This is a genomic window from Janthinobacterium sp. GW823-FHT03B06 (assembly GCF_058796955.1).
Window position 1 is genome coordinate 95866 of sequence record NZ_JBXAJE010000009.1, and the last position, 10671, is coordinate 106536.

The 10671-nt window shown below is 62.1% G+C and carries 10 protein-coding genes; 4 read left to right on the plus strand and 6 right to left on the minus strand.

Features of this window, described 5'->3' with window-relative positions; genetic code table 11:
* Positions 1-18 precede the first annotated feature (18 nt).
* The 3 genes from dxs to AC1RBA_RS24390 are packed head-to-tail and all read right to left on the minus strand — an operon-like array spanning position 19 to position 3047.
* Positions 19-1887: a 1-deoxy-D-xylulose-5-phosphate synthase gene (dxs, locus tag AC1RBA_RS24380; RefSeq protein ID WP_070290055.1), complete on the minus strand. Its 1869-nt coding sequence runs from the start codon at positions 1885-1887 to the stop codon at positions 19-21.
* A complete protein-coding gene (locus AC1RBA_RS24385) occupies positions 1888-2796 on the minus strand; it encodes a polyprenyl synthetase family protein (protein ID WP_070290249.1) in 909 nt (302 codons plus the stop codon).
* Positions 2796-3047 carry an exodeoxyribonuclease VII small subunit gene (locus AC1RBA_RS24390; protein ID WP_046683420.1) on the minus strand — a complete coding sequence of 84 codons (252 nt, stop codon included), beginning with the start codon at positions 3045-3047 and terminating at the stop codon, positions 2796-2798. The genes AC1RBA_RS24385 and AC1RBA_RS24390 overlap by 1 nt, the downstream gene beginning before the upstream one ends.
* 407 nt (positions 3048-3454) lie before the next feature.
* Here AC1RBA_RS24390 and AC1RBA_RS24395 point away from each other — a divergent pair, with 407 nt between their 5' ends.
* The 3 genes from AC1RBA_RS24395 to AC1RBA_RS24405 are packed head-to-tail and all read left to right on the plus strand — an operon-like array spanning position 3455 to position 6399.
* Positions 3455-4555 carry an aromatic ring-hydroxylating oxygenase subunit alpha gene (locus AC1RBA_RS24395; protein ID WP_070222628.1) on the plus strand — a complete coding sequence of 367 codons (1101 nt, stop codon included), beginning with the start codon at positions 3455-3457 and terminating at the stop codon, positions 4553-4555.
* A 55-nt stretch (positions 4556-4610) separates the two neighbouring features.
* On the plus strand, positions 4611-5534 hold the full coding sequence (locus AC1RBA_RS24400) for a DMT family transporter (RefSeq protein WP_489628890.1): 924 nt from the start codon (positions 4611-4613) through the stop codon (positions 5532-5534).
* Between the two features lie 13 nt (positions 5535-5547).
* The gene (locus AC1RBA_RS24405) at positions 5548-6399 is read left to right on the plus strand and encodes a sulfurtransferase (protein ID WP_492420030.1); all 852 of its coding nucleotides are present in this window, start codon (positions 5548-5550) and stop codon (positions 6397-6399) included.
* 47 nt (positions 6400-6446) lie between these two features.
* Here AC1RBA_RS24405 and AC1RBA_RS24410 read toward each other — a convergent pair whose 3' ends face one another.
* Together AC1RBA_RS24410 and AC1RBA_RS24415 are read right to left on the minus strand one after the other, a co-directional pair.
* Positions 6447-8186 carry an ABC-F family ATP-binding cassette domain-containing protein gene (locus AC1RBA_RS24410; protein ID WP_492420031.1) on the minus strand — a complete coding sequence of 580 codons (1740 nt, stop codon included), beginning with the start codon at positions 8184-8186 and terminating at the stop codon, positions 6447-6449.
* A 276-nt stretch (positions 8187-8462) separates the two neighbouring features.
* Positions 8463-9221: a ZIP family metal transporter gene (locus AC1RBA_RS24415; RefSeq protein WP_492420032.1), complete on the minus strand. Its 759-nt coding sequence runs from the start codon at positions 9219-9221 to the stop codon at positions 8463-8465.
* Between AC1RBA_RS24415 and AC1RBA_RS24420 the strand changes: the two genes are divergently transcribed.
* Positions 9109-9390, plus strand: a complete 282-nt coding sequence (locus AC1RBA_RS24420) for a hypothetical protein (protein WP_162995517.1) — start codon at positions 9109-9111, stop codon at positions 9388-9390. The two genes, AC1RBA_RS24415 and AC1RBA_RS24420, sit on opposite strands and share 113 nt — an antisense overlap.
* Positions 9391-9488: 98 nt before the next feature.
* Here AC1RBA_RS24420 and AC1RBA_RS24425 read toward each other — a convergent pair whose 3' ends face one another.
* Positions 9489-10373 carry a dienelactone hydrolase family protein gene (locus AC1RBA_RS24425; protein ID WP_492403464.1) on the minus strand — a complete coding sequence of 295 codons (885 nt, stop codon included), beginning with the start codon at positions 10371-10373 and terminating at the stop codon, positions 9489-9491.
* Positions 10374-10671: the final 298 nt, after the last annotated feature.

The following is a 10671-nucleotide window of genomic DNA, read 5'->3' on the forward strand; positions in this document are numbered from 1 at the left end:
TTCATTCTGTAAGCCAACTTAGCTGACGACAGCCAGGCGCGGCTGGGAGCCGCCAAAACGCTGCTCGATCGACGCGGCGATGCCGGTGGCGTCCAGGCCCACGCTTTTCAGCAGTTGCACGGGGTCGCCATGGTCGATGAAGGTGTCGGGCAAGCCCAGCATCAAAATCGGCTTGACGATGCCTTCCGCCGCCAGCGCTTCGGCCACGGCCGAACCGGCGCCGCCCATGATGCAGCCCTCTTCCACCGTCACCAGGCAATCATGCTCGGCAGCAAGCTGCTTCACCAGTGCCACGTCGAGCGGCTTGACGAAGCGCATGTTGGCCACCGTCGCGTCGAGCTTGTCACCAGCCACCACGCTCGGCGCCACCATCGAACCGAAGGCCAGGATGGCGATGCGCTTGCCGTGACGCTTGATCTCGCCCTTGCCGATCTCGATGCTGGTCAGTTCCGGCACGATGGCCACGCCGGCACCGGCGCCGCGCGGATAGCGGATGGCGGCCGGGCCCGGATAATGGTAGCCCGTCGTCAGCATTTGGCGACATTCGTTTTCATCGGACGCAGCCATGACGACCATGTTCGGGATGCAGCGCAGGAACGCCATGTCGTAATTGCCCGCGTGCGTGGCGCCGTCGGCGCCCACCAGGCCGGCACGGTCCAGCGCGAACGTCACGTCCAGGTTTTGCAGGGCCACGTCGTGGATCAGCTGGTCGTAGGCGCGCTGCAAAAAGGTCGAGTAAATGGCCACGACGGGTTTCAAGCCTTCGCAGGCCAGGCCGGCGCCAAACGTCACGGAATGCTGCTCGGCGATACCGACGTCGAAATAGCGGTTCGGGAATTGCTGTTCGAACTTGACCATGCCCGAGCCTTCGCGCATGGCCGGCGTGATGCCCACCAGGCGCTTGTCGTGCGCCGCCATGTCGCACAGCCAGTTGCCGAACACTTCCGTGTACGTCATCTTGCCCGGTGCCGTGGCCGGCTTGATGCCTTCCAAGGGATTGAACTTCGGCGTGCCGTGGTACAGGATCGGTTCCGCTTCGGCCAGCTTGTAGCCCTGCCCCTTCTTGGTCACCACGTGCAGGAATTGCGGACCCTTCAGTTGCTTGATATTTTGCAAGGTCGGGATCAGCGAATCGAGGTCGTGGCCGTCGATGGGGCCGATGTAATTGAAACCGAATTCCTCGAACATGGTGGCGGGCACGACCATGCCCTTGGCGTGCTCTTCGAAGCGCTTCGCCAGTTCCAGCACGGGGCCGGGCAGGACGGACTTGCCGACATTTTTCGCCGCCGCATAGAACTGGCCCGACATCAATCGCGCCAGGTGGCGGTTCAGCGCGCCCACGGGCGGCGAGATCGACATGTCGTTGTCGTTCAGGATCACCAGCAGGTTGACGTCTTCCTGCACGCCCGCATTGTTCATCGCCTCGAAGGCCATGCCGGCCGTCATCGAGCCGTCGCCGATCACGGCGATCGCATGCAGCGGGTCGCCCTTGATCTTGGCGGCCTGGGCCATGCCCAGCGCGGCCGAGATCGACGTCGACGAGTGCGCCGTGCCGAAGGTGTCGTATTCGCTCTCATCGCGCTTCGGGAAGCCGGAAATGCCGTCTTTCTGGCGCAAGGTGTGCATGCGCTCGCGGCGGCCCGTCAGGATCTTGTGCGAATAGGTCTGGTGGCCCACGTCCCAGACGATGCGGTCGTGCGGCGTGTTGAAGACGTAGTGCAGCGCGACGGTCAGCTCGACCGTGCCCAGGTTGGACGACAAGTGGCCGCCCGTCTTGGAAACGGAATCGAGCAGGAAGCTGCGCAATTCCTGCGCCAGCGGCACCAGTTGCGAGCGGGCCAGCTTGCGCACTTGCGCTGGTTCATTGATGGTTTCTAACAGTTTCATTTATGCCTTCCGCTGCACGACCAGGTCCGCCAGCTCGCGCAAACGGCGTGCCTTGTCCCCGAATGGCGCCAGCGCCGCATGGGCGTCGCACCGCAATTGTTCTGCCAGGGCCCGCGATGGTTCCAGCCCCAGTATCGATACGTAGGTAGGCTTGTTGGCGGCCGCATCCTTGCCCGCCGTCTTGCCCAGGGTGGCCGAATCGGCCGTCGCGTCGAGCACGTCGTCGACCACCTGGAACGCCAGACCGACGGCGCGCGCATACGCGTTCAGCGCCGTCATCTCGTCCGCCGTCAAATCCTTGCCCGCCAGCGCGCCGAGGATCACGGCTGCGCGCAGCAAGGCGCCCGTTTTCAGTTGATGCATCTGTTCCAGCTGCGGCAAGGTCAAGGCCTGGCCCACGCTGTCGAGGTCGATCGCCTGGCCGCCGCACATGCCGCTTGACCCGGACGCGTGCGCCAGCAGCCGGATCATCGCCATCTGCCGCGCGGGAGGAATCGCCGCACCGTCGGCCAGCAGCATGAACGCCTGCGATTGCAGCGCGTCGCCGACCAGCAGGGCCGTCGCTTCATCGTAGGCGATGTGCACGGTGGGCTTGCCACGGCGCAAGGCATCGTCATCCATGCACGGCATGTCGTCATGCACGAGCGAATACACGTGAATCATTTCCAGCGCGCAAGCGGCGCGCGCGAGCGTGTCTTGATCGGCGTCAAACAGCTCACCGGCCGCCATCACCAGCAGCGGGCGCACGCGCTTGCCACCGCCCAGCAGCGCGTAGCGCATGGCCGCGTGCAGCTTGTGCGGCACGACGTCTGCCGCCGGCAGGAATTGGTCGAGCCGGCCTTCCAAGCCGGACTGGGTCGCTTGCATCCAGTCGCCGAAGGTCACGCTGTCTTGTTGCACATTGGCCATCATTGGGCGGCCTCGCCGGCATCCACGAACGGTTTCAACATGTCGCCTTCCAGTACTTTCACCTGCGCTTCGACACTGTCGAGCTGGGTAGCGCAATACTTGACCAGTTCCGAGCCGCGCTGGTACGCCGCGACTGATGCTTCCAGCGGCAACTGGCCCGCTTCCATTTGCGTTACCAGCTGCGCCAGTTCCGCCATCGCCTCTTCAAACGAGGCCGGCGCTGCGGCAGCGGCAGTTAATTTCTTCGACATAGACTCAGATCTCTTCGTGGCACGAGGGGCTTGTAGGGAGACGCCGGGGACTCCCGGCCAGCATAGAAGCGTTATTTTAGAACAAACCACACTATTAAGTGAAAACTTAAGCGCAATCGGCGCGCTCAAAGTCAATAGCGTTGCCAGCTTGTCAGTGGATTTTAGCCGAATCGCCCCTTGCTACCGGAAATTGCACGCCAAATGACAATGTTTCTCATTAAAGTAGTGCATTTACCGGGCGGGTTTGATAATGCCGAGGCCGATACGCGCTATAATCGCCGGTTCTGTCCGAAATACCGTTTCAACAAATTTGAATTCAGGTCTTTGCGGATTCTTTCTCTCTGTAGCGGTTGCCCAGGGAATGGCCTGGGGCACTGCTGACCGTTGTACATTTATGGGGGGTTGGGATGTCCGATCTGGCTACTCACGCCAAGCTGGCGCGTTCAAACGCGCAACTTCCGGTCCACGTCTATTTTGACGAAACGCTGTTGCAGCGTGAAATGCAGCAATTGTTCCAAGCCGGCCCGCGCTATGTCGGGCACGAGCTGATGGTGCCGGAAACCGGCGATTTTGCGACCCTGGCGTCTGAGAACGAAGGGCGCATGCTCGTGCGCAACGCCAATGGCATCGAAGTGCTGTCCAACGTGTGCCGCCACCGGCAGGCGCTGATGTTCAATGGCCGCGGCAACGCAAATAACATCGTCTGCCCGCTGCACCGCTGGACCTACGACCTCAAGGGTGAATTGATCGGCGCGCCGCATTTCCCCGAGACGCCGTGCCTGAACCTGTCGAAAACGCCGCTGCAAAGCTGGAATGGCTTGCTGTTCGAGCAAAATGGCTACAACGTGATGGAAAAATTGAAAGATTTGTCCGTCTCGAAAGACCTCGATTTTTCCGGCTACATGTTCGACCACGTGGAAATCCACGAGTGCGACTACAACTGGAAGACCTTCATCGAAGTCTACCTCGAGGATTATCACGTCGAACCGTTCCACCCGGGCCTGGGCAGCTTCGTCAGCTGCGACGACCTGCGCTGGGAATTCGGCAAGGATTACAGCGTGCAGACGGTGGGCGTGCACCGCGGCCTGCAGCAGGCCGGCTCGCCTGCCTACAAGAAATGGCAGGAGCAGGTGCTGCAATTCCGCGGCGGCGAAGCGCCGCCGTATGGCGCCATCTGGCTGACCCTGTATCCGAACATCATGGTCGAATGGTATCCGCACGTGCTGGTCGTCTCGACCCTGTGGCCCGACGGCCCGCAAAAAACGCGCAACGTGGTAGAGTTCTATTACCCCGAAGAAATCGTACTGTTCGAGCGCGACTTCGTCGAAGCGGAACGGGCTGCCTACATGGAAACCTGTGTCGAGGACGATGAAATCGCCCAGCGCATGGATGCGGGCCGCAAGGTTCTGATTGCGCGCGGCGTGAACGAAGTGGGCCCTTACCAATCGCCCATGGAAGACGGCATGCAGCACTTCCACGAGTGGTACCGCAGCAATATCGAACTGTAGTTCCTCAAGGGGCCGCATTGCGCGGCCTTTTTCATTTTCATCGTCAGGATTACTCATGCAGTCACTTTGGATGCTGTTTGCCAGCTTTATGTTCGCCATCATGGGCGTGTGCGTGAAACTGGCGTCGGATCTGTATTCGACGTCCGAAATCGTCATGTACCGCGGCATCATCGGCATGATCGTCATGAGCTGCACGATTCTGTACCAGGGCGGCAGCTTTAAAACCACGATGCCGGGCCAGCATCTGTGGCGCGGCGTGGTGGGCGTGATCGCCCTGTGGCTGTGGTTTTATGCCATCGCCATCCTGCCGCTGGCCACGGCCATGACCCTCAATTACATGGCGCCCATCTGGATCGCCGTGATTTTACTCGCCGGCGGCTGGTGGAAAGGCATGCAACAGGTCGAGTGGCCGCTGGTGGCAGCGATTGCCATGAGCTTTGTCGGCGTGACCCTGCTGCTGCAACCTGTGTTCGAGACGGACCAGCTGGCCGGCGCCATCACGGCCTTGATTTCCGGCATGCTGTCGGCCCTCGCCTACTTGCAGGTGCGCAAACTGGGCTTGCTGGGCGAGCCCGAATACCGGGTCGTGTTCTATTTCTCGGTCGTCAATTTCCTGGCCGGCGTGATCGGCCACGTGGCCAGCGCCGGCGGCGGCCCCGTCGTCTGGCACATGCACACGAGCGCCTACGGCATCGGCTTGCTGGCCGCCATCGGCTTGTGCGCCACCATGGCGCAGATGGCCATGACGCGCTCCTATCGCCTGGGCAAGACCCTCGTGGTTGCCAATTTACAGTACACAGGCATCGTCTTTTCCAGCTTCTGGGGCGTGGTGATCTTTGGCGACCTGTTCGACTGGCATGGCTGGACGGGCATCGCCATCATTCTCGCCTCGGGCATCGCGGCCACCTATTACAATACCCGCAACACGGCCCGTGGCGCCGCCATCGCGCGCACGGATCCCATCGCCAGCGAAGTGTAAAGGAGCGTTGCTGATGTACACCACCTTAATCCAGGCCAGCGAACTGGCCGACCACCTGAATGACAGCCACTGGGTCATCCTTGATTGCCGCCACGACTTGCTCAACCCAGCAGCGGGCAGCGACGCGTTTGCCGCCGCGCATATCCAGAACGCGCAGTTCGCCGACATCGACACGGCCTTGTCCGGCCCCAAGACGGCCCGTGGCCCCCAATTTACGGGACGGCATCCCTTGCCCGACCGCAACGCCCTGCTGGCCACCCTGCGCGGCTGGGGCATCGATGACGACACGCAAGTGGTGGCGTACGATGGCCAGGGCGGCATGTTCGCCGCCCGTTTGTGGTGGCTGCTGCGCTGGCTCGGCCACCCGAATGTGGCCGTGCTCGACGGCGGCCTGGCCGCCTGGCAGGCGCAAGGCTTGCCCTTGGTGACGCCCGTGGCGCCACGCCCTGTCGGCAAGCTGACGGAAAAGGCCAGCCTGACGCGCACGGTCAACGTGCAGGACGTCGTTGCCAACTTGGAAACGCAAGCCTTGACGGTGATCGACGCGCGCGCCCCCGACCGCTACCGCGGCGAAAACGAAACCATCGACCCCGTGGGCGGCCATATCCCCGGCGCGAAAAGCCGTTTCTTCAAGGATAACCTGCAGGCGGACGGCCGCTTTAAAAGCGCGGAAGCACTGCGGCGCGATTTCAGCGCCCTGTTTGACGCACCTCAAGCGGCCGTCATGCAGTGCGGCTCCGGCGTGACGGCATGCCACAACCTGCTGGCCCTGGAAGTGGCCGGCTTGCCAGGCGCGTCCCTGTATCCCGGCTCGTGGAGCGAATGGTGCGCCGATCCGGCGCGGCCGATGGCGACGGGCAATTAAAAAATGGCGGACCGAGTGGTCCGCCATTTTTCACCTGTGGATAACGATTAAATTATCCCCAGCGATTGATTCAACTGCGCCAGTTCCGCCTGCCACGCCTGCTGGCTGGCCGGCTTCTGGTGGCGCGGTTTTCTCGCCAGGTCTTCCGCCAGCAATTGCTCGAGTTCGCACAAGCGTTCCAGCTGTTGATCCACATCAGTTTGCCCTGGCACAAGCAGTGCGCTTTCCACGCGCGGCACCGGCAACGGCGCCTGTCCATCCTCGGCACTCAGGCGTGCATACGCGCTGGCCGCATCCGGCCACTCTTCCAGCCGGCCATCGGCCACTACCCAAAAGCGGTTGCAGGCCGTTTCGATCAGGTCGCGGTCGTGCGACACCAGCAGGCAGCCGCCTGCAAAGCCGCGCAAGGCTTGCCCCAGTTCCGCCTTGCCCTGCATGTCCAGGTGGTTGCTGGGCTCGTCCAGCAGCAGCAAGTGATAACTGGCCAGGGACAGGCCCAGGAACAGCAGCCGCGCCCGCTCGCCGCCGCTCAGCGTCGCCACCGTCTGGCCATGGCGCGCATACGGGAAACCGGCCGAGATCAACGCTTGCTTGCGCGCCACCTGGCTGCGCGCCGCCTCGTTCTGCACGGCAAACGGGTACAGGGCGTCGGACAAATCGGCCGTATCGGCCAGTTGCCTGAGCGACTGGTCGTAGTAACCGATGCTGGCGGCGTGGTGGTAGCGCAAGTCGCTGCGCTCCTCCTGCGCCTGGATCGCTTGCCAGCACAGGCGCAGCAAGGACGACTTGCCGCTGCCGTTGGCACCCAGCAAGGCGACCCGGTCGCCCGGTTTCAGCCACAGCTGGCCGGTGTGGAACAGCAGCGGGGAAGCGGGCACGGCGCGCACATCCAGGGCGTCCAGCGCCAGCAACTGGTCGGCCGCCAGCGGCTTGCCGCGCAAACTCAAACGCCACGGTGCGCCATCGCTGACGAACGATTGCGCATCCTTCAATTTGTCGATGCGCCGCTGCATGGTCTTGGCCTTGCGCGCCAGGTCTTCATTGTCGTAGGTGCGGCCCCACAGGGCCAGGCGGGCGCTGCTGGCGGACAGGCGGTCGATTTCCTTCTGTTCGGCCGCATGCCGGGCGGCAGCGGCCAGATCGGCTTCGGCCAGGGCCGCCAGCGCGGGGCCGCACAGCAAGTCGAAATCGTAGAGGCGGCTATCGCGCAAGATCCAGCTGCGCGTGGCCACGTTGTCGAGCAGGCGCTGGTCGTGCGAGACGAGGATGAAGGCGCCGCGCCAGCGCAGCAGGAATTGCTCCAGCCACAGCAGCGACGGCAAGTCCAGATGATTGCTCGGCTCGTCCAACAGCAGCACGTTCGGCTCCTGCAGCAGGGCGCGCCCCAGCAGCAGGCGCGTGTGCTGGCCGCCGGACAGGGAATGCACGGGCACTTGCGCCGTCTCGTGCTCGAAGCCTAACTCGGCCAGCAGGCTGTCGACACGCCAATGCAGCTCGGGCTGCTCCAGCACGGGCGCCAGCAAGGCGTCGTACAGGCTCAGGCTGGCAAGTTCCGGCGGCAAGTGCTGCTCCACGTGCTGCAGGCGGCAGGCACGGGCATAGTGGATGGTGCCGGCAGTGGCTTCCCGCGTGCCGCTGAGCAGGCCCAGCAAGGTGGATTTGCCGCAGCCATTGTGGCCGATCAAGCCGATGCGGTCGCCCTGGCGCAATGTAAAGGCGAGTTCGTTGAAGAGGAAACCGTCGTGGGTATCCAGTTGTAAAGCTTGGGTAGAAATCAGGGTAGTCATGGCTCTTGTCTTTGTTCGGGATGCAAGCATCCGCGTTAACAGGAGCGCTAACGACAACGGAGTACCAGGAAAGGACTCGTAGAGGAGGGTAACTTTGCTCTGGCCAGGTTATCGCAGCGCGATAGAACGTGGGCAAGAGCTGGCAAATGCGCTAAAAGAGCGTGCGCGCCACAAGGCGAGCAACAAGTTTTCTTCCATGATATTTTCCTCCTTTCTGTGCAAGTTAGTCAGAAAGGCAATATAGCATAAGTGGTACTGCGGCACCGAATCAGTGCATCAACCGCCGTGGCGCTTGTGCGTCAGGAACAGCACGATACACACGCCCAGCGCGATCAGCAGCACTTGCGGGATGGTTTCGCGCAAGGTGGCGCGGCGCTGCATCTGCGGCATCAGGTCGGACAAGGCGATATAGATGAAGCCAGACGAGGCGAACACGAGCACGTACGGGATCAGAATGCTGGCGCGGTCCAGGGTGAAATAGCCGAGCAAGCCGCCGGCCACCGCCATCAGGCTGCACAGCAGATTGAAGACATAGGCGCGCAGGCGCGAGAAGCCGGCGTTGAGCAGTACAATAAAATCGCCGATTTCCTGCGGGATTTCATGCGCGATGATGGCCAGGCCCGTGACCAGGCCCAGCTTCGGGTCGGCCAGGAAGGCGGCCGCGATCAGGATGCCGTCCGTAAAGTTGTGCATGCCGTCGCCGACCAGGATCATCCAGCCGGCCTTGCCCGCCTCGTGCTTGTCGTGGCCGTGCGCGTGGTGGTGGCCGTCGCCTTCGTGGTGGTGCGAATGGCGCAGGATGGCGAATTTTTCCAGCATAAAAAAGGCCAGCAAGCCGGCCAGCAGGGTGGCGAACAGGCTGCGCGGGTCCGCCTGCGACTCGAACGCTTCGGGCAAGGCGTGCAGCAAGGACGTCGACAGCATGATGCCGACGGACAAGCTGACCATGCGCTCGACCACTTTGGACAGGAATGCAAACGAAAAGATCGCCGCCGCAGTAATGCTGAAGACGCCCGCGATCGTGGTCGCGAGCAAAATGGATATAAGGACGGGATCGATGATTTTCTTACCTCAAAATGGCGCCGGCCTACGGGCGCCCGCAATGCTGGCGTCTGGCTTGATCTGTATAGTGTTGCTTATTATTCAATCTTGTGCGCGCTTGGCGGCAGCGTGGCGCAGTGAAGATGCAATTGTACTGCATTGACGCGAACCGGGCATTTTACAGCCCGGTGCGCCTTTCGCGGCAACTTCTGGAAAAAAATGTGGCAATCAGGCACTTTTAGCGCCGTTCAGCTTGCAACCTCAGGCAACGCCATGCTTTTTGAACCAGGCCAGGCAGCGCGCATAGCCGTCTTTTGCATCGGCCGCCACATAGCTGGGGCGGTAATCGGCATTGAAGGCGTGGCCCGCATCGGGATACACGACGAATTCCGACTGGTTGCCGCCCTTGGCCAGCGCCTCTTTCATCTTCGCGATCGATTCCTGCGTGATGCCCGTATCCTTGCCGCCATACAAGCCCAGCACGGGCACTTTCAAGGTGGCGGCGATGTCGATGGGGTTGCTCGGCTGCAAGGCAGTCGCTTCGCCCACCAGGCGGCCATACCAGGCCACGCCCGCCTTGACTGCCGGATTGTGCGCCGCGTACAGCCACGTGATGCGGCCGCCCCAGCAAAAGCCCGTGATGCCCAGACGGCTCGTGTCGCCGCCATTCTGTTTCGCCCACGCAACAACCGCATCGAGGTCCGCCATCACTTGCGCATCCGGCGTCTTGGCGATGATGCCTTTCATCAATTCCGGGATGCTGGCCACCTTGGTGGGATCGCCCTGGCGCACGAACAGGTCGGGCGCCAGCGCCAGGTAACCCTGCTTGGCGAAGCGGCGCGCCATGTCGGCGATATGTTCATGCACACCAAAGATTTCCGAAATAACCAATACCACGGGCAAACCCGTCTTGCCTTCCGGCTGGGCCGCATACACGGGCACGGCCTGGCCATCGACCATCACCGACATGGTGCCCGTGACGAGTCCGGCGGAATCCGTCTTGATGACGTTTTGCGCCGCCACGGGCAGCACGGCCACGGCAAAGCCCGCGCCCAGCGCCACCTTCAGGAAACCGCGCCGGCCGTCCGGCCCGGACACGCTGCTCTGGCCCAGCAAACTTTCACAATCGGTGATCATGTCGCTCATGCGTTACTCCTGAAAGGTGTGTTGACAAACAATGTCGGCTTACGCTGCGCTAAGCCGACCTACGGTCATTGCTCAAGTAAACATGTGTTCGGCTTACGGTCATTGCTGAATTAAACATGTAGGTCGGCTTAGCGGGGCATGCCCCGCATAAGCCGACACAGCATCAATGCGCTTCGTCCCAGTTGACAAACAATGTCGGCTTACGCTGCGCTAAGCCGGCCTACGGTCATTGCTCAAGTAAACATGTGTTCGGCTTACGGTCATTGCTGAATTAAACATGTAGGTCGGCTTAGCGGGG

Bases quoted from the DNA above. Each gene is read 5' to 3' on its own strand.
- dxs (WP_070290055.1), bottom strand. From the start codon at position 1,887: ATGAAACTGTTAGAAACCATCAATGAACCAGCGCAAGTGCGCAAGCTG.
- AC1RBA_RS24385 (WP_070290249.1), bottom strand. From the start codon at position 2,796: ATGGCCAATGTGCAACAAGACAGCGTGACCTTCGGCGACTGGATGCAA.
- AC1RBA_RS24390 (WP_046683420.1), bottom strand. From the start codon at position 3,047: ATGTCGAAGAAATTAACTGCCGCTGCCGCAGCGCCGGCCTCGTTTGAA.
- AC1RBA_RS24395 (WP_070222628.1), top strand. From the start codon at position 3,455: ATGTCCGATCTGGCTACTCACGCCAAGCTGGCGCGTTCAAACGCGCAA.
- AC1RBA_RS24400 (WP_489628890.1), top strand. From the start codon at position 4,611: ATGCAGTCACTTTGGATGCTGTTTGCCAGCTTTATGTTCGCCATCATG.
- AC1RBA_RS24405 (WP_492420030.1), top strand. From the start codon at position 5,548: ATGTACACCACCTTAATCCAGGCCAGCGAACTGGCCGACCACCTGAAT.
- AC1RBA_RS24410 (WP_492420031.1), bottom strand. From the start codon at position 8,186: ATGACTACCCTGATTTCTACCCAAGCTTTACAACTGGATACCCACGAC.
- AC1RBA_RS24420 (WP_162995517.1), top strand. From the start codon at position 9,109: ATGATGCCGACGGACAAGCTGACCATGCGCTCGACCACTTTGGACAGG.
- AC1RBA_RS24425 (WP_492403464.1), bottom strand. From the start codon at position 10,373: ATGAGCGACATGATCACCGATTGTGAAAGTTTGCTGGGCCAGAGCAGC.